At 66.9% G+C, this 23064-nt stretch carries 20 protein-coding genes and 2 riboswitches; of the genes, 14 read left to right on the top strand and 6 right to left on the bottom strand.

Annotation, left to right across the window (positions count from 1 at the left end):
* Window positions 1–5 precede the first annotated feature (5 nt).
* Window positions 6–389 (top strand): RidA family protein, encoded by a 384-nt coding sequence (locus ASF98_RS05735; protein ID WP_055798699.1) that lies wholly within the window; start codon window positions 6–8, stop codon window positions 387–389.
* A gap of 71 nt (window positions 390–460) precedes the next feature.
* Here ASF98_RS05735 and ASF98_RS05730 read toward each other — a convergent pair whose 3' ends face one another.
* A complete protein-coding gene (locus ASF98_RS05730) occupies window positions 461–1123 on the bottom strand; it encodes a response regulator (RefSeq protein WP_055798696.1) in 663 nt (220 codons plus the stop codon).
* Window positions 1116–2888, bottom strand: coding sequence for a sensor histidine kinase (locus ASF98_RS05725; RefSeq protein ID WP_156372289.1), 1773 nt, complete (start codon window positions 2886–2888; stop codon window positions 1116–1118). Before ASF98_RS05725 ends, ASF98_RS05730 begins: the two co-directional genes overlap by 8 nt.
* A 177-nt stretch (window positions 2889–3065) precedes the next feature.
* Between ASF98_RS05725 and ASF98_RS05720 the strand changes: the two genes are divergently transcribed.
* The 4 genes from ASF98_RS05720 (at window position 3066) to gatB (ending at window position 8103) form a co-directional block, all read left to right on the top strand.
* Window positions 3066–4553, top strand: a complete 1488-nt coding sequence (locus tag ASF98_RS05720) for a CitMHS family transporter (protein ID WP_055798692.1) — start codon at window positions 3066–3068, stop codon at window positions 4551–4553.
* A gap of 161 nt (window positions 4554–4714) precedes the next feature.
* Window positions 4715–5011, top strand: coding sequence for an Asp-tRNA(Asn)/Glu-tRNA(Gln) amidotransferase subunit GatC (gatC, locus tag ASF98_RS05715; RefSeq protein ID WP_028272567.1), 297 nt, complete (start codon window positions 4715–4717; stop codon window positions 5009–5011).
* Window positions 5012–5014: 3 nt separating this feature from the next.
* Window positions 5015–6595 carry an Asp-tRNA(Asn)/Glu-tRNA(Gln) amidotransferase subunit GatA gene (gatA, locus tag ASF98_RS05710; RefSeq protein ID WP_055798689.1) on the top strand — a complete coding sequence of 527 codons (1581 nt, stop codon included), beginning with the start codon at window positions 5015–5017 and terminating at the stop codon, window positions 6593–6595.
* Window positions 6595–8103, top strand: coding sequence for an Asp-tRNA(Asn)/Glu-tRNA(Gln) amidotransferase subunit GatB (gatB, locus tag ASF98_RS05705; protein ID WP_055798686.1), 1509 nt, complete (start codon window positions 6595–6597; stop codon window positions 8101–8103). The genes gatA and gatB overlap by 1 nt, the downstream gene beginning before the upstream one ends.
* A 118-nt stretch (window positions 8104–8221) precedes the next feature.
* On the opposite strand, the gene ASF98_RS05700 is transcribed toward gatB, so the two are convergent.
* On the bottom strand, window positions 8222–9130 hold the full coding sequence (locus ASF98_RS05700) for a LysR family transcriptional regulator (protein ID WP_055798683.1): 909 nt from the start codon (window positions 9128–9130) through the stop codon (window positions 8222–8224).
* 146 nt (window positions 9131–9276) lie between these two features.
* On the opposite strand from ASF98_RS05700, the gene tdh reads away from it, so the two are divergent.
* Genes tdh through hutI form a run of 4 tightly spaced genes read left to right on the top strand, consistent with a single transcriptional unit; the run spans window position 9277 to window position 13988 of the window.
* Window positions 9277–10323 carry an L-threonine 3-dehydrogenase gene (gene tdh, locus ASF98_RS05695; protein ID WP_055798680.1) on the top strand — a complete coding sequence of 349 codons (1047 nt, stop codon included), beginning with the start codon at window positions 9277–9279 and terminating at the stop codon, window positions 10321–10323.
* Window positions 10324–10379: 56 nt separating this feature from the next.
* A complete protein-coding gene (locus ASF98_RS05690) occupies window positions 10380–11588 on the top strand; it encodes a glycine C-acetyltransferase (protein WP_055798677.1) in 1209 nt (402 codons plus the stop codon).
* Window positions 11589–11628: 40 nt separating this feature from the next.
* Entirely contained in the window at window positions 11629–12756 is a 1128-nt protein-coding gene (locus ASF98_RS05685; RefSeq protein WP_055798674.1) for an NAD(P)/FAD-dependent oxidoreductase, read from the top strand.
* Window positions 12757–12767: 11 nt separating this feature from the next.
* Entirely contained in the window at window positions 12768–13988 is a 1221-nt protein-coding gene (gene hutI / locus ASF98_RS05680) for an imidazolonepropionase (protein ID WP_055798672.1), read from the top strand.
* Between the two features lie 7 nt (window positions 13989–13995).
* Here the strand turns inward: hutI and ASF98_RS05675 are convergent, their stop codons facing one another.
* A complete protein-coding gene (locus ASF98_RS05675; RefSeq protein ID WP_055798669.1) occupies window positions 13996–14676 on the bottom strand; it encodes a histidine phosphatase family protein in 681 nt (226 codons plus the stop codon).
* 85 nt (window positions 14677–14761) lie between these two features.
* On the opposite strand from ASF98_RS05675, the gene ASF98_RS05670 reads away from it, so the two are divergent.
* Window positions 14762–15529, top strand: coding sequence for a CPBP family intramembrane glutamic endopeptidase (locus ASF98_RS05670; RefSeq protein WP_055798667.1), 768 nt, complete (start codon window positions 14762–14764; stop codon window positions 15527–15529).
* Between the two features lie 161 nt (window positions 15530–15690).
* On the opposite strand, the gene ASF98_RS05665 is transcribed toward ASF98_RS05670, so the two are convergent.
* Complete coding sequence (locus tag ASF98_RS05665; RefSeq protein ID WP_055798664.1) at window positions 15691–16329, bottom strand: VOC family protein; 639 nt, start codon at window positions 16327–16329, stop codon at window positions 15691–15693.
* A gap of 160 nt (window positions 16330–16489) precedes the next feature.
* A riboswitch (SAM riboswitch) is annotated at window positions 16490–16605 on the top strand.
* Between the two features lie 69 nt (window positions 16606–16674).
* Here ASF98_RS05665 and ASF98_RS05660 point away from each other — a divergent pair.
* The 4 genes from ASF98_RS05660 to ASF98_RS05645 all read left to right on the top strand — a co-directional run bounded on the left by ASF98_RS05660 (window position 16675) and on the right by ASF98_RS05645 (window position 22089).
* Window positions 16675–17991: a bifunctional o-acetylhomoserine/o-acetylserine sulfhydrylase gene (locus ASF98_RS05660; protein ID WP_055798661.1), complete on the top strand. Its 1317-nt coding sequence runs from the start codon at window positions 16675–16677 to the stop codon at window positions 17989–17991.
* A gap of 91 nt (window positions 17992–18082) precedes the next feature.
* Window positions 18083–18198: riboswitch (SAM riboswitch) on the top strand.
* Window positions 18199–18210: 12 nt separating this feature from the next.
* On the top strand, window positions 18211–19398 hold the full coding sequence (metX, locus tag ASF98_RS05655; protein WP_082506720.1) for a homoserine O-acetyltransferase MetX: 1188 nt from the start codon (window positions 18211–18213) through the stop codon (window positions 19396–19398).
* 172 nt (window positions 19399–19570) lie between these two features.
* Window positions 19571–20965 (top strand): MFS transporter, encoded by a 1395-nt coding sequence (locus ASF98_RS05650; RefSeq protein WP_055798659.1) that lies wholly within the window; start codon window positions 19571–19573, stop codon window positions 20963–20965.
* 5 nt (window positions 20966–20970) lie between these two features.
* On the top strand, window positions 20971–22089 hold the full coding sequence (locus ASF98_RS05645; protein WP_055798656.1) for a zinc-dependent alcohol dehydrogenase family protein: 1119 nt from the start codon (window positions 20971–20973) through the stop codon (window positions 22087–22089).
* 7 nt (window positions 22090–22096) lie between these two features.
* Here the strand turns inward: ASF98_RS05645 and ASF98_RS05640 are convergent, their stop codons facing one another.
* The gene (locus ASF98_RS05640) at window positions 22097–22996 is read right to left on the bottom strand and encodes a LysR family transcriptional regulator (protein ID WP_055798652.1); all 900 of its coding nucleotides are present in this window, start codon (window positions 22994–22996) and stop codon (window positions 22097–22099) included.
* Window positions 22997–23064 lie beyond the last annotated feature (68 nt).

Raw genomic sequence — 23064 nt, 5'->3', positions numbered from 1 at the left:
CACCCATGCGCAAGACATTCGGCTCCGGCTCCTTGTGGGAGCAGACCCTCGGCTATTCCCGGGCCGTGCAGGTGGACAACACCCTGTACATTTCCGCCACTGCGGCGAGCGGGGACAACGGAATCGTGGGCGAGGACTTCTACACCCAGACAAAGTTCATCCTCGAAAAGCTTGGTGCCGTCCTGGCAGAAGCCGGGTTCGCCTACGAGGACGTCGTGCAGTCCAAGCTCTACCTGACGGACATCAGCAAGTGGGAAGACGCCGGCCGCGCGCACGGTGAAGTGTTCGGCGAGATCCGCCCGACGCTGTCCCTGGTCCACGTGCTGCCGTTCCTCGACCCCAAAATGCTCGTCGAGATCGAACTCGTGGCCCAGAAGAGCGCCAGCTAGCAGATTCCCAAAAGCGCGAACGGACACTTGAGGCCCGGGCCTCAAGTGTCCGTTCGCGCTGGCTGTGGGGACTATTTCGCCGGAAGGCCGTAGCGGTGTTCCGGGCGGCCTGTGGTTCCGTAGCGCAGCTGGATGTCGACGGCGCCGTCGTCCGCCAGTGAGGACAGGTACCGCTGGGCGGTGGCCCGGGATACCCCGACGCGTCCTGCCACTTCGGCTGCCGAGTACTGCTCCCCGGGTTCCAGCGATTCGAGCACTGCCGCCTCCGTGGCGGAGCGCGGCTTGGCGGACGGGGTGACGTCGCCGGGGATCAGCGAGCGTTTGGCGCGTTCCACCGTGTCCTGGTCCAGCGCACCCGGCTGGGACAGGATCCGCCGGTACCGGGCATAGGAGCGGAGCTGCTGCGACAGGGACTCGGCCGTGAACGGCTTCAGCAGGTAGCCCAGGGCGCCACGGCGGAATGCCACCCGCAAAGACGCCGCGTCCGACGCCGCACTCAGGATCATTGTGTCCACGTCCAGCTGCCCGAGCAGGTCAAGGCCGGACGCATCGGGCAGGTACACATCCAGCAGCACCAGGTCGGGGCGCAGGCTGTGGATGGCCTGCAGCGCCAGCGACGCCGAACCCGCGGGCGGGAGTGCCATAAAACCCGCCACCGAATCCACATAAGCCGCGTGCAGCTTGGCGACGTGGAAATCGTCATCCACAATCAGCACCCTGAGATCGTCAGGCATGGTTGTCCTCTCCAACTGTGTTTTCGGTCCCCGCCCGGGGCGAACCCGCCCCGGATGAACCCGCCCCGGACGAGTCGGCGGTGGTCCGCGGCAGCGTCGCCATAAATACGGCGCCCGGGCCGCCGGGGGAGCCGGGCTCCAGGACCCGGACGTCCCCGCCGCGCCGGCGCGCGAGCTGCCGGGCCAGGGCCAGCCCCAGCCCCTGCCCGCCGCCGGCACGCGCCGGCCGCACCGACGTCGTATATCCCTCGGCGAACACTGTGTCCGCCGCAACCGCCCCTGTTTCGCCAGGCTGGCCGGTGGCCAGGCCGTCGCCGGAGTCCGCGACAACGATGTGCAGCGTGCCGCCGTCGGGCCCCGGTTCGTCCAGCAGTTCCACTTCCACCCAGCGCTCCGCCGCGGAGCCGGCGACGGCGGCGTTCACGGCGTTGTCAATCAGGTTCCCCAACACTGTGGTGACGTCCTGCGGCTCGGTGACCTGGCCGCGCACCAGGGTTTCGGGGCCGATCCGCAGCGTCACGCCGCGTTCGTCCGCCTCGACGCCCTTGGCGCCGACGAACGCCTGCAGGTACGGGTCCTGGAGCAGTTCGGCCTGGTCCACCGGGAACTTCAGCGGGCCGGTGGCGGCCAGGCGCGCCAGGTAGTCGCGGGCCTGCTGGTGCTGCCCGATGCTCATGAACCCGGCGATGGTGTGCAGCTGGTTGGCGAATTCGTGGCGCTGCGCCCGCAGCGCGGTGGACATGGTCCCCACGGCATCCAGCTGGCGCGTCAGGTGCTGGAGCTCGGTACGGTCGCGGAGCATCACCACCCAGCCCAGGTCTTCCTGCCGGTGCAGCGCCTTGCGGGCACTGGCCACCAGGACGCGGGCACCGGCGATGACTTCGACGGCGTCGGCCTCGGCCGCGTCGGGCAGGGTCAGGGCCTTCAGCTGCTCCGGCACCGGAGCCTGCTTCCACGGCGTGCCGGCAAGGTCCGGCTGCTCCAGGAGCCTCTGCGCGGCGGCGTTGAAGACGCTGATCCTGCCGTCGGCGGAGACGCCGATCACGCCGTCGTCAACGCCCTGGAGGACCGCCACCTGGTCGTGGACCAGCGTGCTGATCTCCTCCGGCTCCAAGCCCAGCGTCAGCCGCTGCAGGCGGCGGCGCAGCAGGAACGAGGCCAGGATTCCGGCCAGCAGCGAGCCGGCGGCCGTCAGCGCGATGGGCGTAATGTCGCGGGCCAGGCTCTGGACCACGTTCTCGGTGGAATACCCCACGCTGACCTCGCCCACCACGGTGTCCGAGTCCGGGGCGAAAACCGGCACCTTGGCCCCCGCGGAGGGACCCAGCGTTCCGGTGTTCCGGGTGGTCACCTCCTTGCCCGAGAGGGCTTCGGAGGGATCCGTGCTGACTTTTTCACCGAGCCGTTCGGCGTCCGGGTGCGCGAGCCGCAGGCCGGTTTCATCCGTAATCACCACAAACAGGGCTCCGGTGCGGGTCCGGGCGCCTTCGGCGACCGCCATCAGGGGGCCGGCCAGCAGCACCGATGCCGGGGGAGTGCCCGCCTCGCGGCTGATGGCCTGGACCTCGCGGCGGACCGCGGGATCCGAGGCGACGGTGCGGGCCAGGGTGAGCGCCTGGTTTTCGGCTTCACGGCCCAGCCGCTCGTACGTCAGCCATGCATGCACGGCGCCGCTGAGCAGCACAACGAGCAGAACCACCCCGAGCTGGAGCAGTAGGGTCTGGGTGGAAAACCGCAGGGGCTGCCTCGGTGCCGGACGCTTCATTGCCCTCCTGACGGGTTTTTGTGACGGAGCGGGGTGCTGAGCTAAATGAGCAAAATGCTCCCAATAAGCAGTATGCCAATCAATTGAGCCAAAGGCACTGCCGTGACGCGGGCCACTCTAACGTCTGTAGTGCGCATCACACCGGAGTGGTGCCATTGACTGACAAAGGAGCCGGCCGTGCTGGTAATACTTGGATTCGCCATGATCGCGGTATTCATGGTGCTGATCATGACGAAGAAGTTGACGCCGGTGCTGGCGCTGATCATCGTCCCCACCGTCTTCGGGCTGTTTGCCGGGGCGGGGCTGGGCATCGGGGACATGGTGCTGGACTCGATGAAGTCCATGACGTCCACCGCCGCGCTGCTGATGTTCGCCATCATCTACTTCGGCCTGATGATCGACGTCGGGCTGTTCGACCCGCTGGTGCGGTTCATCCTCCGCAAGCTGGGCAACGACCCCGCGAAGGTGGTCCTCGGCACCGCACTCCTGGCCGCCGCAGTGTCCCTGGACGGCGACGGCTCCACCACCTTCATCCTCACCACCGCGGCCATGCTGCCTATCTACCTCCGGCTGAAGATGAGCCCCGTAGTCCTCACCTGCGTGGCCGGCCTGGCCAACGGCACCATGAACATCGTGCCGTGGGGCGGCCCCACCGCCCGCGCCGCCAGCGCCCTGAAAATCGATGTCAACGACGTCTTCGTCCCCATGATCCCGTCCCTGATCGCCGGCCTCGCCGTCGTCCTGGTCTTCGCCTGGGTGCTGGGCCTGCAGGAGCGCAACCGCCTCCGCGCCACCCGGCCTGAAATCTGGGGAACGCCGTCCACAGCAGAGCCGTTCACCGCAGAAAAGTTCGACGGCGGCACGTTCGACGGCGGTACGGGCACCGGCGGTTCCGGAACCGGCCGCGGACGCAAGGGCTCCGGCACTGCGCCGGCTCCCGCCGTCGGAGGTTCCTCCGTCGCCGTCCTGGAACGCACCGAGATGCTCGTGGACGACAGTGATACCGCCATGGCCGACACCGCCCTTGACCCCAACCGCAAGACCCTGCGCCCCAAGCTGCAGTGGTTCAACCTGGGCCTGACCATCGCCGTGATGGGCATGCTCATCGCGGACCTCGTGCCCCTGCCGTACGTCTTCATGGTGGGCTCGGCCATCGCCCTGCTGGTCAACTTCCCCCACGTCAAGGACCAGGCCGCGCAGATCGTGGCCCACGCGCCGTCGATCGTCGCCGTCGTCAGCATGGTCATGGCCGCGGCAGTCCTCACCGGCGTGCTGACCGGCACCGGCATGGTTGAAGCCATGTCCGCGTGGCTGGTGCAGATCATTCCGTCCGACATGGGTCCGCTGATGGCCGTCATCACCGGTGTCCTGAGCATCCCCATGACCTTCTTCATGAGCAACGATGCCTTCTACTTCGGCGTACTCCCCGTGCTGAGCGAGACGGCAGCGCACTACGGCATCAGCGCCGCCGAGATGGCGCGTGCCTCCATCACCGGCCAGCCGTTCCACATGCAGAGCCCGCTGGTCCCGGCAATCCTGCTCCTGGTTTCCCTGGCCAAAGTGGACCTGGGAGACCACCACAAGAAGGTGCTGTGGCGCAGTGCCGTCGTCTCCCTCGTAATGCTCGGTATCGGAATGCTGACGGGAGCCATCGGCATCGGCTAGGGTAAAGCTGCCTGCGGCTGCCGGCTGCCCGCAGCCATGCTGCTTGGAGCCGTGCCGCAGGTCGGTGCTGCCCGTCTGACGCCCGCTGGGGGTCGTCAGGCGGGCACACTGTTGCAACGTAGACTATGGGGGAAACCAAAACTACATTGCAGGGGAGATCCATGGCTGCGATCAACCGCGACGACGTCGCGCATCTCGCGCGTCTCGCGCACATCGAGATGAGTGCAGAAGAGCTGGACCGGATGGCCGGCGAACTCGCCGTCATCGTCGATTCAGTGAAGTCCGTAAGTGAAGCCGCCGGTGATGATGTCCCGGCCACGTCCCACCCGATTCCGCTGACGAACGTGTTCCGCGAGGACGTTGTGGGCCACACCTTCACAGCCGAGCAGTCCCTGAGCGGCGCCCCTGACGCATACGAAGGCCGCTTCAAGGTTCCGGCCATCCTGGATGAGGACTGATACATGACTGAGAACAACGTTCTGATCCGCCTCTCCGCCGCCGCGCTCGCTGAAAAGCTCGCGGCCGGCGAGGTCACCTCCGTCGAAGTCACACAGGCCTACCTGGACCGCATCGCAGCGGTCGACGGCGGCCCGCGGGGAGTCCACGCCTTCCTGCACGTCAACACCGAGGAGGCGCTCGCCGTCGCCGCAGAGGTGGATGCCATCCGCGCCGCTGGCGGTGCAGCCGCTGAAGAACTCCACGAGCTCGCCGGCGTGCCCATCGCCGTCAAGGACCTCATCGTCACCATCGGCCAGCCCACCACGGCGGGCTCCAAGATCCTCGAAGGCTGGCACAGCCCGTACGACGCCACGGTGGTCAAGCGCCTCCGCGACGCCAAGATGCCCATCCTGGGCAAGACCAACCTGGACGAATTCGCCATGGGGTCCTCGACGGAACACTCCGCCTACGGCCCCACCCGCAACCCGTGGGACCTGGACCGGATCCCGGGCGGCTCGGGCGGCGGCTCCGCTGCCGCCGTCGCCGCCTTCGAAGCGCCCCTGGCCCTCGGCACGGACACCGGCGGCTCCATCCGCCAGCCCGGCGCCGTCACCGGCACCGTGGGCGTCAAGCCCACCTACGGCAGCGTGTCCCGCTACGGCGCCATCGCCATGGCCTCCTCGCTGGACCAGATCGGCCCGGTCTCCCGCACCGTGCTGGATTCGGCCCTCCTGCACCAGGTCATCGGCGGCCACGACCCGCACGACTCCACGTCCCTGCCGGATCCGCTGGAGGACCTCGTTGCCGCCGCACGGACGGGCAACGTGGACGGCATGAAGATCGGCATCATCAAGGAACTCCACGGCGAGGGCTACCAGGCCGGCGTCGAGAACCGCTTCAACGAGTCGCTCGAACTGCTCAAGCAGGCCGGCGCGGAAATCGTTGAGGTGTCCTGCCCCAACTTCAAGTACGCGCTGGGCGCTTACTACCTGATCATGCCTTCGGAGGCTTCCTCCAACCTGGCAAAGTTCGACGGCGTCCGGTACGGGCTGCGCGTGCTGCCCAAGGATGCGCCGCTCACCATCGAACGCGTCATGGGCGCCACCCGCGCCGCAGGCTTCGGCGACGAAGTGAAGCGCCGCATCATCCTGGGCACCTACGCGCTCAGCGCCGGCTACTACGACGCCTACTACGGCTCGGCCCAGAAGGTCCGCACCCTGATCCAGCGCGACTTCGAGGCTGCGTTCGCCCAGGCCGACGTGCTGATTTCCCCGACGGCCCCCACCACGGCCTTCAAGCTCGGCGAGAAACTGAACGACCCCCTGGCCATGTACCTGAACGACGTCGCCACCATTCCGGCCAACATGGCCGGCGTCCCGGGTCTGTCCCTGCCGGGCGGCCTGGCCGATGAGGACGGCCTCCCCGTCGGCATCCAGCTCCTGGCCCCGGCCCGCCAGGACGCGCGCCTGTACCGCGTGGGTGCGGTGCTTGAATCGCTGCTCGAGGCGAAGTGGGGCGGCCCGTTGCTGGACCGTGCGCCGGAGCTGGCTGCCTCGGCGGTCGAGCCTGTCGAGACCCTTGTCGACGCCCAGGAGGCAAAATAATGAGCACTGACGCAACCCTGAGCTTCGAAGAGGCCATGGAGAAGTACGATCCCGTCCTGGGCTTCGAGGTCCACGTGGAGCTCAACACCAAGACGAAGATGTTCTCCTCCGCCCCGAACGTCTTCGGCGACGAGCCCAACACGAACGTCAACGAGGTGGACCTCGGCATGCCAGGCGTGCTGCCCGTGGTGAACAGGACCGCGATCGAGTCCTCCATCAAGATCGGCCTGGCGCTCAACTGCAAGATCGCCGAGACCTGCCGCTTCGCCCGGAAGAACTACTTCTACCCGGACACCCCGAAGAATTTCCAGACCTCCCAGTACGACGAGCCCATCGCGTACGACGGCTACCTGGACATCGAACTCTCCGACGGCACCGTGTTCCGCGTCGAAATCGAACGCGCCCACATGGAAGAGGACGCCGGAAAGCTGACCCACATGGGCGGCTCCGCAGGTCGCATCCAGGGCGCGGACTACTCCCTGGTGGACTACAACCGTTCCGGCGTTCCGCTCGTGGAAATCGTCACCAAGCCAATCCAGGGCGCGGGCAGCCGCGCGCCGGAACTGGCCAAGGCCTACGTCGCCGCGGTCCGCGAGATCGTCAAGAACCTGGGCGTCTCGGACGCGAAGATGGAACGCGGCAATGTCCGCTGCGACGCCAACGTCTCGCTGCGCCCGCACGGCCGCGAACGCTTCGGCATCCGCTCGGAAACCAAGAACGTGAACTCACTGCGCGCCGTCGAACACGCCGTCCGTTACGAGATCCAGCGGCACGCCGCCGTCCTGGACTCCGGCGAGCCGGTCATCCAGGAAACGCGCCACTGGCACGAGGACACCCGCTCGACGACGTCGGGCCGGGCCAAGTCCGACGCCGACGACTACCGCTACTTCCCGGAGCCGGACCTGGTTCCGATTGTGGCTTCCCGTGAATGGGTGGAGGAACTGCGCGCCACCCTGCCGGAACCGCCGGCCGAGCGCCGCAAGCGCCTGCAGGCCGACTGGGGCTATTCGGACCTGGAATTCCGCGACGTGGTCAACGCCGGCGTCATGGACGAGATCGAGGAAACCATCGCCGCCGGTGCCACGGCAACCGTGGCCCGCAAATGGTGGATGGGCGAGATCGTGGGCCGCGCCAAGAACGCCGACGTGGACCCCGGCCAGCTGGGCGTCAAGCCCGAAACCATCGTGGAACTGAACAAGATGGTGGAAGCCGGCAAGATCAACAACAAGATGGCCGCCGAAGTACTCGACGGAGTGCTCGCCGGCGAAGGCACCCCGGCGGAGATCGTGGAGAAGCGCGGCCTGGCCGTGGTCTCCGACGACGGCCCCCTGCTCGAAGCCATCGACGCGGCCCTCGCCGCGCAGCCCGGTGTCGCGGACAAGATCCGCGGCGGCAAGCTGCAGGCCATCGGTGCGATCGTCGGTGCCGTGATGAAGGCCACACGCGGCCAGGCCGACGCCGGCCGTGTCAAGGAGCTGATCCTGGAGCGCCTCGGCGTCGAAGGCTAAGCCACCCGTTTTAACCCAACTGGGTCGCAGTTAATGTCGTTTTGAGCGCTTATAACGACATCTACTGCGACCCAGTTGGGGTTAAGGGGACCGGTTGGGGTTAAGGGGACCGGTTGGGTTAAGGGGAGACCAGCCCGGCCATGATGTCCTCGAGGGCCTCGCACACCATCATCACCGAGGTTCGTTTCAGGTTTTCCGGCCGGGCGAGGATGTCGATCCGGCGCCGGGTGCTGATGCCCTGCAACGGCCGCAGCACGATCTCCGGGTTCAGCACCGGCTTCGCCGTGTGCCGCGGCAGCAGCCCGATCACGCTGCCCGTGGCCACCAGCCCGGCCACCGTGGAGTAGTCGTTGATCCGGTGGACGATGTTCAGTTCCCGGCTGGACACGGCGGCGACGGCGGACAGCACGTCCGCGGGGGAGTAGCCGGTGTGGCTGGTCACCCACGGTTCGCCGACGACGTCGTGGGCCGTCAAGGTTTCCTTGCCCGCCAGCCGGTGCCCGGCGGACAGCGCCACGTCCAGCGGCTCGTGCGCGAGCGGGATGACGGCCACCCGTTCCTCCGGCCACCGGGGGCTGTGGTCCATCCGGTGCGCCAGGACGAGGTCGTAGCGGGCGGTCAGCGCAGGGAAGTCCTGCTGGGCGACGTCCTCGTCGGAGAGCAGCACCCTTGGTTTGTCCGGTGAGTCGAGCAGCCGCGCCAGCGGAGCGAAGAGCGCCTGCCCGGCGCTGTGGAAACCGCTCACCGTCACCGGCGCCACCGTGGAACCGTGGTACGCCCCGATCGCCAACCGCGCATCGGCCATCGCGCTGACGACGGCGGCACCGGCGTCTGCGAGTGCCTGGCCGGCCTCAGTCAGGACGAGGTTCCGGCCCTCCTTGCGGGTCAGCGGCACGTCCACGCTGCGCTGGAGTGCAGCCAGTTGCTGGGACACCGCGGAGGGCGTGACCAGCAGTGTTTCGGCCACCGCTTTGACGCTGCCGAGGGCGCCGAGTTCCCGAAGCATTTCCAGCTGATGGATTTCCATCCCCCGAGTCTATTGCTTAGAGAATCCTAAATCGTCGATTGAGAAGAATTCGGTTGTGCTAATGCTTCTTTGTGGTTCTAATGAAGGGAGCCAGCCCGGACACACCGCGGGCACCGCAAGACGCAACACCGAGAGTTAGGAAGCCAATGAAGGCTCTGTACAAAGCCGGCGCACACGCCGGATTTGAGCTGGTGGACCGCCCCGAGCCGGAAACCGGCCCCGGCGACGTAAAGATCCGCGTGATGACAACCGGGATCTGCGGCACGGACCTTCATATCCAGTCCTGGGATGCCTGGGCCCAGGGCATGATCGAGGCACCCCTGATCGCCGGCCACGAGTTCTACGGCGAAGTAGTGGAAGTCGGCGAGGACGTCCGCGACGTCAAGGTGGGAAACCGGGTCTCCGGCGAAGGGCACATTGTCTGCGGCATCTGCCGGAACTGCCGCGCCGGCCGCCGGCAGATGTGCATCCATACCGTGAGCGTCGGTGTCCAGCGTGACGGCGCCTTCGCCGAATACGTCGTGATCCCGGAGACCAACGTCTGGGTCCACCAGGATCCGTCCGTCACCCCCGAACTGGGCGCCATCTTCGATCCCTTCGGCAACGCCGTCCACACGGCCCTGAGCTTCCCGCTCGTGGGCGAGGACGTGCTGATCACGGGCGCAGGGCCCATCGGGCTCATGGCCATCGCCGTCGCCCGCCATGCCGGAGCCCGGAAAATCGCCATCACCGACGTTTCCGCTCCGCGCCTGGAGCTGGCCCGCCAGCTGGGCGTGGACCTCGCCATCGACGTCTCGAAGATGCGCGTCAAGGATGCCCAGCGCGAACTGGGCATGCGCGAAGGGTTCGACATCGGCATGGAAATGTCCGGCCACCCCACCGCCCTGCCGGAGATGATCGACAACATGAACCACGGCGGCCGGATCGCCATGCTGGGCCTGCCGAGCCAGTCCATCGACATCGACTGGGGCAAGGTGGTCACGCATATGCTGACCATGAAGGGCATCTACGGCCGGGAAATGTTCGAAACCTGGTACGCCATGAGCGCCATGCTGTCCTCCAACCCGGTGCTGCACGCCAACATCTCGGCGGTGGTCACGGACACCCTGCCCGCCACGGACTGGGAGAAGGGCTTCGAGATTGCCCGCGCCGGCGTGGGCGGCAAGGTGGTCCTCGACTGGACCGTCTTCTAGCCCGCACCATTCGGCGCCACAACCAAAGAATTCACCCAGCTGAGGAGCAACCCCCCATGTATTCAGCCATCAAGGACCAGCTGCAGAACGAGCTGGACGAGATCCGCACCGCAGGCCTGTTCAAGACCGAACGCCACATCGACTCGCCGCAGGCCAGCCACATCACGGCCGGCCAGATCGGCGAAGCCGGGGCCAACGTGCTCAACTTCTGCGCCAACAACTACCTGGGCCTGGCGGACCACCCGGACGTCATCGCCACCGCCAAGGCCGCCATGGACGAACGCGGCTTCGGCATGGCCAGCGTGCGCTTCATCTGCGGCACCCAGGACCTCCACCTGGCTCTCGAGGCCCGCGTCTCCAAGTTCCTGGGCACCGAGGACACCATCCTCTTCTCCAGCTGCTTCGACGCCAACGGCGGTGTGTTCGAGTCCCTCTTCGGGCCCGAGGACGCCATCATCTCGGACGCCCTGAACCACGCGTCCATCATCGACGGCATCCGGCTTTGCAAAGCCCAGCGGTTCCGCTACGCCAACCGCGACATGGCGGACTTGGAAGCAAAACTGGTCGAGGCCACCACACAGGAGAAGCCCGCCCGCCGCAAAATCATTGTGACGGACGGCGTGTTCTCCATGGACGGCTACCTGGCCCCGCTCGAAGCCATCTGCAACCTGGCAGAAAAGTACGACGCCCTGGTGATGGTGGACGACTCACACGCCGTGGGCTTCATGGGTTCCACAGGCGCGGGAACCCCCGAGCACGCCGGCGTGGGCCACCGGGTGGACATCTACACCGGCACGTTCGGCAAGGCGCTGGGCGGCGCCTCCGGCGGTTACGTCTCCGGCCGTGCCGAAGTGGTGGCCATGCTCCGCCAGAAGGCGCGCCCCTACCTGTTCTCCAACTCCCTCGCGCCGGCCATCGTCGCAGCGACTCTGAAGGCACTGGACCTCGTGGAGAACTCCGCCGAGCTGCGCTCCACGCTCTTCGCCAACGCCGAGCTGTTCCGGACCCGCATGACGGAAGAAGGTTTTGAGCTCCTCGACGGCGAACACGCGATTGTGCCGGTGATGTTCGGGGACGCCGTGATGGCGGCGAAGGTGGCGGACCGGATGCTCCAGCACGGAGTGTTCGTCACCGCCTTCAGCTACCCCGTGGTGCCCAAGGGAGCAGCCCGGATCCGGGTCCAGCTCTCCGCGGCGCACAGCACCGAGGATGTGGAAGCCTGCGTCAGGGCGTTCGTGGACAGCCGCGACGCGGTGGGAGCCTAAGGTACTGACGTGACGTCCTGACGGGTGCAAGGATGTAGTCATGTCAGCAAATTACGATGTGGTGATTGTGGGCGGCGGCATCGCCGGACTGTCCCTGGCCTCCGCCTTGGCCGGTAAATGCAGTGTGGCGCTCGTCGAGGCCGAACAGTCCCTGGCGTATCACACGTCGGCCCGTTCAGCCCGGCAACTGATCCCCAGCTATGGCCCCGTAGTGGTGCAGGAGCTGACCCTCCGCACCCTCGGGCTGATCGCCGCGCGGGACGCGGAGCTGCCGGTGCCTGTCCTGTCGCCGCGCAGCTTCATGCTGATCGGCGACGAGGACTCTGTCCGGGAAGAAGCCAGCGGCCATATGCACCGGATCTCCCATGATGAGGCCCTGGCGCTGTGCCCCGTGCTGGATCCCGGATTCTTCACTGCGGCCGGCCTGGACACCGGTTCGTTCGCCTGCAACGCGCCCGTGCTGCTGGAAGACCACCGGCAGCGGGCCGAGGCAGGCGGTGTGGACATCATCACCGGCGCCAAGGTCCATTCCGCCCAGCGGCTGGGATCCGGGTGGGAGCTCGGGGCCGGCCAGGAAGCCTTCGAAGCCGGCGTAGTCGTCAATGCCGCCGGTGCCTGGGCCGATGAACTGGCCGTGATCAGCGGCGTGGAGAAGCTCGGCCTCCAGCCGTACCGCCGCACGGCGGCGATTGTCGACGTCGAGCGTCCCCTCCCGGAGTCCTGCCCCATGGTGGCGGCGGCCGACGAATCGTTCTACTTCCGGAAGGAAGGCGACGACGTACTGATTTCGCCGTCTGAATCCGTGCCGAGCGGTCCCGAGGACGCAAAGCCCTACCCGGGTGACGTCGAAGCGCTGGTGTCGCGGCTCAACGCGGTGACCACGCTGGGCATCAGGAACGTCAAGTCCGCGTGGACCGGCCTGCGAACGGAAGCCGCCGACGGCGTCCCGGTTGTGGGGTTCGACGCCGAAGCCACCGGATTCTTCTGGCTCGCCGGGCAGGGCGGTTATGGTTTTCAGACGTCGTCCGGCATTGCGGAACTGGCTGCTGAGCTGATCCTGGCCGGCCCGTCCGTGGGGCAGCGTGCCTGGGACGAGGAAAGTGGGCTCAGTCCGGCATCCCGGACAGCGGCGGCCCTGGCCGCGACCCGCTGGTCCATCCGGCACTGAAGAATGGACTTATGAGCACCCTCATCACCAACATTGCCGAGCTGATGACCCAGGACGCGGAGCACCGTGTCCTCAAGGATGCCGCCGTGGTGATCGAGGGGGAGCGCATCTCCTGGATCGGACCGTCGTCGGCGGCCCCGGCCGCTGACGAGTCCGTCGACGCCGGCGGCCGCGCCCTGCTGCCGGGCTGGGTGGATTCGCACACGCACCTGATCTTCGCCGGTGACCGCACTGCCGAGTTCGAGGCGCGGATGGCCGGCGAGAGCTACAGCGCCGGCGGCATTGCCGTGACCACGGGCGCCACCCGGGAGACGGGCGACTTCGACCTCACCCGGCTGGCCCTGGGACGCGTTGCGGAAGCGGTCTCACAGGGAACAACCTACCTTGAAACCAAGACCGGCTACGGCCTGGACGTGGAGAACGAGGCCCGCAGCGCGCGCATCGCCTCCACCGTGGCCGACGAAGTGACCTACCTCGGCGCCCACCTGGTGCCCGCCGGCGCCGATGCCGACGACTACACCGACCTGGTGTGCGGACCCATGCTGGCGGCCGTCCGCCCCTACGTCAGCTGGGCGGACGTGTTCTGCGAGCAGGGGGCGTTCAACGAAGGACAGTCCCGCCGCGTGCTGCAGGCCTGCAAGGATGCGGGCCTGGGGCTGCGCGTCCACGGCAACCAGCTCGGCGAAGGACCCGGGGTGCAGCTGGCCGTGGAGTTCGGGGCGGCGAGCGTGGACCATGTGAATTACTTGTCCGCCGCGGACGTGGACGCCCTGGCGGGCAGCTGGTCCGGGTGGCAGGGTGCGGGCAGCGGGCCCGCCGCCGAAGGCAGGGGGACCGTGGCCACGTGCCTGCCGGCCTGCGACCTCTCCACCCGCCAGCCGCTGGCTCCCGGCCGCGAACTGCTCGACGCCGGCGTGCCGGTGGCCCTTGCCTCCAACTGCAACCCCGGAACCTCTTACACGAGCTCCATGGCGTTCTGCGTCACCACCGCCGTGCTGCAGATGCGGCTGAGCGTCCACGAGGCCGTCCGGGCCGCCACGTACGGCGGCGCGCTGGCGCTGCACCGGGAGGTGGGGAACGACGTCGACGGCGAACGGGCGGTGGGGTCGGTCGCCGTCGGCCACCGTGCGGACCTGCACCTGCTTAACGCCCCGTCTGCCACCCACCTGGCCTACCGGCCGGGCATCCCGCTGACCCACGCAGTCTGGCGGGCTGGCGTCCGCGCCCGCTAAGGGTGCATCAGAAGACCATAGGCGGTGCGTCCAGCACCGTTTCGTCGACGCGGCGGTCCTCCCACTGGCTGAAGGGCTTGTCCAGCTCGAACTTGCCCATCCGGGTGCGCACCAGGGTCCGCACCTCGGCGTTGTCCGGGTTGTTGAGTGACTCGAAGTACTCCACGGACCAATGGAACCAGCGCATGCAGAAGAGCCGCATGGTGAGCCCGTGCGTCACGAAGAGCGCGTTGCGGGCGTAGTCCGGCCGGGCCCAGTGCCGGTGGAGGGTTTCCATGAAGGAGGAGATCCGGTCGTAGACATCCGAGCCGGATTCGCCCTCACGGAACCGGTAGAAGAAATGGCCGTACGCGTTGCGGAGTTCCTTCTGGTCCTCGATGTCCCCGGCGATCTGGAAGTTCGCCCAGTCCTGCTCCCGGAGTCGCGGCTCCTCGATGACCCGTTCAGTGAGCGGGCCCAGGTTGAGCGCTTCCAGGGTCTGGTATGCCCTGAGGTATGGCGACACGTAGACACACACCTGCTGCCCGTCCAGCTCCCGGCGGATCTGCTCGCCGGCGGCCCGTGCCTGTGCCACGCCGAGGTCCGTGAGCGGTATCCGGTAATCCGGGACCCTGTTGTAGATGGAGGTGTCGGCATTGGCGGCGGACTGGCCGTGCCGGATCATGATGATTTTGTCGGGCGCGCTCATAAATTCCTAGCATAGGCCCCGGGCCGCCCCGCTCCGGTGAGGCAGCGGACAGGAAAGAACCAGCAAGTGCAGGCAAGATAGGAACATGCTGGTTCCCTCCCGCCGTCGTCTGCGGATCGAAGTCTGGATTGTCCTGGGTCTGTCGCTGGGGCAGTCCGCCGTGTATTCGGTGGTGCAGCTGCTCGACAAGCTGACGCGTGCGCCCCTGGCGGAGGGCACTTCCACCCTCAACCGCTCGCAGAGCAGCCGCGAATACTTCGACCTGACCTACCAGTTGCTGGACATTGTGTTCGCCCTCGTGCCGGTGGTCCTGGTGATCTATTTCCTCACGGAACACCGGCGGGCGGGGGAGTCCGGCGCTTCGGCGTTCCGCAAACTCGGCTTCAACTTCGCCCGCCCGGGGAAGGACCTGCTGCAGGGGCTGGGCCTGGCAGCGCTGATCGGCATCCCTTCCCTGGGGCTGTACGCGGCCGGACGGGCGCTGGGCATCACCACCGCCATCATCCCCAGCGCGCTGGACGCCTACTGGTGGACCATTCCCGTGCTGATCCTCTCCGCAGTGCGGCACGGGATCGTCGAGGAAGTCATCGTGGTGGGCTACCTGCTGGACCGGCTCGGGAAGTTCGGGTGGAGCATGCCGCTGGCCATCTTCGCAAGCTCCATGCTCCGCGGCAGCTACCACCTCTACCAGGGCTTCGGCCCGTTCATCGGCAACGCCGTCATGGGTGTTGTTTTCGCCTGGGTGTACACGAAGACCCGCCGCGTCATGCCGCTGGTGATCGCCCATGCGCTGCTGGACATCGTGGCTTTCGTCGGCTTCAGCCTGTTCGGCAAGGCGATCGGGCTGGGTTAGATCGGGCTGGGTTGGCTCGGGCTCGATTAAAAGGATTCGGCCGCTATCGGTGGGTGGCGTCGTTGGCACCCGCTGATAGCGGCCGAAGTTTATGGTGTGGCACCGTTAAGGGGCAGCAGGCTGCCGCGTGGTCCCTTGCGGGGCCACGTTGTGGAACCGGGTCAGATGGTTACTGCCCCGGAAGCGGTTTCGAAGGTGACGGAGAGGATCCCCGGTGTTCCCTTCGGGGCGATCCATTCGACGGCCACATCTTCCAAAGGCTTCTCGACCGGTTGACCGAGCCACTCCGTGACGCGTTCGGCCGAGCCCGCGATGGTGAGGCTGGACATCTTAACGTTGCTTGGGTAGGCGTTGGACGGGTGAAGCTCCGGGTCGCCTTCCCACTTGAGCATGTACGGAACCTGCGGGTCTGCAATGAGGCCCAGGATGCCGATCTGCTTCCAGACGAGTTCGCGGCCGTCGGGGAACTTGCGGTTGCCGTTGACAGCCGATCGGCCGAGGCGTTCTTCGAACGGTGCCAGGTCGTCCACTTCGACGCACCAGCCCATCCAGCCGCCGCCGGCTGCGGAGCGTGCCCGGACAGCCTGCCCGAACGGAGCCTTGTCGGAGGCCGGGTGGTCCAGGACCTCCACAACCTCCAGGTATTTGTGCCCGGCCAGCGGGATAATCATGTTGCGGGTGCCAAAACGGGGGTGTACCCCGCCCTTCACGGCTTCGACGCCGAGGGCGGTTGCAATACGTTCGGTGGTGGCAGCCAAGCCATCTTGTTCACAGGCGTAAGAGACGTGATCCATGCGCATGCCCTCATCTTGGCACTTTGTGATGGAGCTCTCAGCTAAGGGTGGCCTTACCAAGATGGGATGTCATGGCGGGCCGGCCTGAGGCCCGTGAAATCACGCCGCTGACGTCCTTCGTCACAAAGCTGTTCACAGGCAATCCGCCGTTCCTAGACTTGGGCCAGGTCATGAGCGCCAGCATCAAGCCCCGGCTAGCTGGCCGGCAACCCTCGTTCCGCGGTGGGGTGCCCCGGGTGAAGACCTGGCCCTCCGGCAACCGCCGGGCGGCAAGCGCGGCACCAGTCCTGCCAGGGAATGTCCAGCATGTCCTGCAGGGCAGAGGTGCCCTTCCTCAGAAGGAGCTCTCCGATGTCCAACGCATGGTCATTCGAAACCCGCCAGATCCACGCCGGCCAGGAGCCGGACAGCGCCACCGGCGCCAGGGCACTGCCTATCTACCAGACGACGTCGTTCGTGTTCCCGAGCGCCGAAAGCGCCGCCAACCGCTTCGCGCTGGCCGAGCTGGCGCCCATCTACACCCGCATCGGCAACCCCACCCAGGACACGGTGGAACAGCGCGTTGCCAGCCTGGAAGGTGGCCTGGCAGCGCTCCTGCTCAGCTCGGGCCAGGCTGCCGAAACCTTCGCCATCCTCAACGTGGCCGAAGCCGGCGACCACGTGGTGGCCAGCCCCAGCCTGTACGGCGGCACGTATAACCTCCTGGCCCACACCCTGAAGAAGTTCGGCATCTCCGTGACGTTCGTCGAGGATCCGGACAACCTCCAGCAGTGGAAGGATGCCGTCCGGCCGAACACCAAGCTCTTCTTCGCCGAGGTGGTCTCCAATCCGCGCCAGGATGTCCTGGACATCGAAGGCGTGTCCCGCGTTGCCCACGAGGCAGGCGTCCCGCTGATCGTGGACAACACGTTGTCCACTCCGTACCTCATCCGGCCGCTGGAATGGGGTGCCGACATTGTGGTGCACTCGGCCACGAAGTACCTCGGCGGGCACGGCAGCGCCATCGCCGGCGTGATCGTGGACTCCGGCAACTTCGACTTCGGAAAGGACCCGGAGAAGTTCCCGGGCTTCAATACGCCGGACCCCACCTACAACGGCCTTGTCTACGCCCGCGACCTCGGGGCGGACGGTGCACTGGGGGCGAACCTGTCCTACATCCTCAAGGCCCGCGTCCAGCTGCTGCGCGATCTCGGTTCGGCGGTATCCCCGTTCAACGCCTTCCTCATCGCCCAGGGGCTGGAAACCCTGAGCCTGCGTGTGGAGCGGCACGTTGCCAACGCGGTGACCGTCGCCGAGTGGCTGGAGTCCAGGGACGACGTCGAATCCGTCGCCTATGCGGGCCTGCCGTCCAGCCCCTGGTACGAGCGCGGCCGCAAGTATGGACCCAAGGGCACCGGCGCGATCGTGTCCTTCAACATCGCCGGCGGGGCCGAGGCAGGCAAGCGGTTCGTGGACGCCTTGGAGCTGCACTCCCACGTGGCAAACATCGGTGACGTGCGCTCCCTGGTCATCCACCCGGCGTCGACCACGCACAGCCAGTTGACGGCAGAGCAGCAGGCCGTGGCCGGTGTGACCCCCGGCCTGGTCCGCCTCTCGGTGGGGCTGGAGCACATCGACGACATCATCGCCGACCTCGACGCCGGTTTCCGCGCCGCCAAGGGCGACTGACCAGTACGGCTCCCGGCGTCCACGACGCCGGGAGTCATATTGATGTCACATTCTTAGCCATTGCGGCGACGCATTTCGTAGACTCTTTGAAGGTCATGAGTGCCAGCGACAGCCCCGGCTTGCTGGCCGGCAACCCTCCTTCCGCGGCGGGGTGCCCCGGGTGAAGACCTGGCCTGCCGGCCAGTTGGCGGCGGGCAAGCGCGAAGAAGAGGTCCTCAGATGACGATTGCCGTCACCCGCAGCGGTGTACCCGAAACAGATACCCACGCAGTGGATGCAACTACAGGCAACAACACGGATACCAGCACGGTGGACACCGCCGTCCCTGACGGTACGGTCAAGTTCCTCAGCGTTGGCGGGCTGGAGTTGGAGGCCGGCGGCTTTCTGCCGGACGTAACGCTTGCGTACGAAACATGGGGCACGCTGAACGCGGACCGTTCCAACGCCGTGCTGGTGCAGCACGCCCTCACCGGCACCACGCACGTCACCAGGGGTGCCAGCGACGAGGAAGGCTGGTGGGAACAGCTGGCCGGACCCGGAGCCCCCGTTGATACGGACAAGTACTTCGTGGTCTCCATCAACATCGTCGGCGGCTGCTACGGTTCCACCGGTCCTTCCACCCCGGCCCCGGACGGTAAGCCGTGGGGTTCGCGCTTCCCCCTGGTGACCCTGCGGGACACAACGGCGGCCGAGTCCCGGCTGGCGGATGCGCTGGGGATCGAGAGCTGGTACGCGGTGTTGGGCGGCTCCCTTGGCGGAGCCCGGGCACTGGAATGGGCCGTGAGCTACCCGGACCGCGTCCGGCGCTGTGCCGTGATATCCATTGGAGCCAGCAGCACCGCCGAGCAGATCGCTTTTGCCCAGGCCCAGACCCTCGCCATCCGCCAGGACGTCAACTTCAACGACGGCGATTACTACGGCGGCCCGGAGCCGGAAGCCGGCCTGGCCCTGGCACGCAGGATCGCACACATCACCTACCGCTCCGCGTACGAGCTGGAGACCCGGTTCGGCCGCAACGCCCAGAGCAGCGAGAGCCCGCTCGAAGCGGTGTCGCTGGGGGACCGCGGCCGCTACCAGGTGGAGAGCTACCTCGACCACCAGGGCACCAAGCTGGTCCGGCGCTTCGATGCCAACAGCTACATCGCCATCACCGAAGCGCTCATGAGCCACGACGTGGGCCGCGGGCGCGGTCCGCTCAAGGACGCGTTGGCCCAGGCCACGGCCGAGTTCTTAATTGCCGCCGTGAATACGGACCGGCTGTATTTTCCGGCACAGTCTTATGAACTCGCGGCTGCGCTGCCGGGGGATGTGCCAGTGCACGTCATCGAAGCGCCCATCGGCCATGACGGCTTCCTGACCGAGATCGGCCAGCTCAGCACGCAGTTGCGGCAGAACTTCTTCGCATAGCCCCGTCGGCTCAATGTGCATTTTTGCAGAGCAGTTCTGCAGAAAATGGCGTTGAGCCTGCGGCAATGTGAGTCCATACTCTAGGGGACCGGCGCGTTGGTGGTGCACATCACACGCGGCCGCTACGGAATGGTCCACATGGCGTCGACGGAGACGCCGAAGGAGTTCACAAATGAGCACGCAAGACTCCGCCGCAAGGCGCGCAGATGAGACTGACGTCAAGGCCTCCGGCCTGAAGAAGGTGGTGACGGCCTCGATGGCCGGCACTGTTGTTGAGTGGTACGAGTTCTTCCTCTACGCCTCGGCGGCAACACTGGTTTTCGGCAAGATGTTCTTCCCCAATTCCGGCACGGAGCTGGACGGGATTATTGCCGCCTTCGTGACTTACGCGGTGGGCTTCGTCGCCCGTCCCATCGGCGGCATCGTTTTTGGCCACTTCGGTGACAAGTTCGGCCGCAAGCAGCTGCTCCAGCTGAGCATCATCCTGGTGGGCGTCTCCACGTTCGCGATGGGCTGCCTCCCCACCTTCGCGCAGATCGGCTACTGGGCACCCGCCCTGCTGGTGTTCCTGCGGTTCGTGCAGGGCTTCGCCGTCGGCGGGGAATGGGGCGGCGCCGTGCTGCTCGTGGCTGAGCACAGCCCCAGCAAGTCTCGCGGATTCTGGTCCAGCTGGCCGCAGTCTGCCGTGCCCATGGGCAACCTCCTGGCCACCGGCGTGCTCTTCACCCTGTCCTCCACGCTGTCCTCTGCCGACTTCCTCGGCTGGGGCTGGCGCGTCGCCTTCTGGCTGTCCGCGGTGATCGTGATCGTGGGCTACTACATCCGGACGAAGGTCCAGGATGCCCCCATCTTCCTCGAGGCACGCAAGGAAGTTGTTGTTGAGAACAAGGGCTACGGCGTGGCCGAAGTCTTCCGCCGGTACCCGCGCGGTGTCTTCACCGCCATGGGCCTGCGGTTCGCTGAAAATATCCTTTACTACCTCGTGGTCACGTTCTCCATCACCTACCTGAAGGTTGTGGTCCAGACCGACACGTCCAGGATCCTCCTGCTCCTGCTGGTGGCGCACTTCATCCACTTCTGCGCCGTACCGATGGTCGGCAAGCTTTCGGATGCCTTCGGCCGCAAGCCCGTGTACATGGCCGGCGCCATCCTCGGCGGCACCTGGGGCTTCTTCGCCTTCCCGATGATGGACACCAAGAACGACCTCGTCATCCTCGCCGCCATCACCATCGGCCTCCTGTTCCACGCACTGATGTACGCCGGCCAGCCTGCGATCATGGCCGAGATGTTCCCCACCCGGATGCGCTACTCCGGCGTATCACTCGGGTACCAGGTCACCTCGATCGTTGCCGGCTCCCTGGCCCCGATCATCGCCACGGCGCTGCTGAGCAACTTCAAGTCCTCCGTCCCGGTGGCGCTCTACCTGCTGGGCGCGTGCCTGGTCACGATGGTGGCGGTGTACTTCCTCAAGGAAACCCGGGGGATTTCGCTGCACGACGTTGACGCCGCGGACGCGCAGGGCACGGCGGACCTCCTGGCCGCTGCCAAAGTATCCGCCAGGAAGTAGTTTCGATGCGAGCAGCAGTCCTTTACGCCGCTGTCCCCGCCGGCACCAGCTACACGCAAGCCCGCCCGCTTGTGGTGGAGGAACTTGAGCGGCCCGAACCCCGCGCCGGCGAACTCGGGGTGGCCATCACCTACTCCAGCCTGTGCCACTCGGACCTGTCGGTGGTGGACGGCTCCCGGGTACGGCCGCTGCCCATGGCGCTGGGGCATGAGGCCGTCGGGAGGGTCGTGACGGTCGGCGAGGGAGTGGAGGACGTCTCGGCGGGGGACCACGTGGTGCTCGTCTTCGTCCCCAGTTGCGGCGACTGCCGCGCGTGCCGCTCCGGCCGCCCGGCGCTGTGCCACCGCGCCGCCGAGGTCAACGGCTCGGGAGACCTGCTGCACGGAGAGGCTCTGCTGCGGACGCCGGCGGGGGAGCGGATCAACCACCACCTCGGGGTATCGGCTTTTGCTGACTACGCCGTGGTGGCACGGGAATCCGTCGTGGTGATCGGCGACGACGTCCCGGACACCGTCGCGGCCATGTTCGGCTGCGCCGTGCTCACCGGCATGGGCGCAGTGTTGAACACCGCGGCGGTCACCGCCGGACAGTCCGTGGCCGTCTTCGGCCTCGGCGCCGTCGGGCTTTCCGCCGTGATGGCGGCGTCCCTGGCCGGTGCCGCCGCCGTCATTGCCATCGACCCGAACGAGGGCAAGCATCAGCTCGCAACAGACTGCGGCGCGACGGCAGTGGGAACTCCGGCCGATGCCGCGCGCCTGGTCGCTGAGGCGACCGGCGACGGTGTGGACGTCGCCGTTGAAGCGGTGGGCTCCGCGGGGGTGATCGGCTCGTGCCTGGACCTCGTCACCCGCGGCGGCGCCGTCGTTTCTGTCGGGCTGCCAAAGCCCTCAGCGGAACTGACTGTGGGAGCGCTCCAGTTCGCCGGTGCGGGGAAGCGGCTTCTTGGTTCGTACATGGGAGACGCGGTCCCGGAGCGCGACATTCCGCTGTATCTTGACCACTGGCGCGCCGGGCGGCTCCCGGTGGAATTGCTGCACACGGACACGCGGCCGCTCGCGGAAATCAACGAGGGCCTCGATGCGCTGGCGGCCGGGACAGTTGTTCGCCGACTGTTCCAGGCGTAGGTAAATGTCAGGCTGCCAGGATGTCCTGGCGGCCTGACACCTCCGCTTTGAGCGCTGCCACCACGGCCCGGACGGACGCGGAGCGCAGCGACTCCGGACGGGCCACCGCCCAGATGGGAAGCTGCCGTTGGAACAGCTCAGGAAGCACCGGAACGAAGTCCGGGTTGTCCGCGACCATGAAGTTCGGCAGCAGGCCGATGCCCGCGCCGCAGCGGACCGCCTCCACCTGGGCGAAGACGCTGGTGGCCTGGAAGCTGGATTTTGGGGCTGGCAGCTGGGACGACCGGTGCCCCAGCTCCGCCACCTGCAGCGCCGACTCGACGTAGGAAACGAAGCCGTGTTCCTTGATGTCTTCCAGGGCGGCCGGCAGTCCGCGGGACCGGACGTAGCCCGGACTCGCGTAGAGCCGCAGGAAGTAGTTCGTGAGGAAGACAGGCTGCATGTTGGTGACCTCCATCCGGCCCACCACCACTTCCAGGTCCACGCCGGAACGGTTTTGGCTGACCTTGCGGGTGGCGCTGAGCATCTCCACATTCAACAGCGGATTGTCCTGCTGCAGGCGGACCAGCGCCGGCGCGACGAATTCTGCACCGAAGCCGTCGGAAGTGCTGATCCGGACCAGGCCGGACAGCGAATCTTCGCCGTTGCTGAGGGCGCCGGTCAGAGAGCCGAGCGTCGCCTCGATCGCCTCGGCGGCGGCAACGGCCTGGCTGCCCAGTTCGGTCAGTTCCCAGCCGTGCGGGCTGCGCTCCAGCGTCCGTCCGCCGAGCTGCTTGTCCAGCGCCATGATCCGGCGGGAAATGGTGGTGTGCGTTGTGCCCAGGGTTTCTGCCACGGCGTTGAACCGGCCCAGCCTGGCCACCGTCAGCAGGATCAGCAGGTCATCCGGACTCGGCAGCCGGTTCAAATCCACTTCTTCACTTCCACGCTTTCAATCTCCGGAACGGCTGTTCGGAGGTATGTGCATCAATGCAC

The organism is Arthrobacter sp. Leaf337, from assembly GCF_001423745.1.
GTDB lineage: Bacteria > Actinomycetota > Actinomycetes > Actinomycetales > Micrococcaceae > Arthrobacter.
Note: the sequence above shows the minus strand (reverse complement) of the source record. Positions and strands in the feature narration are given on the sequence as shown.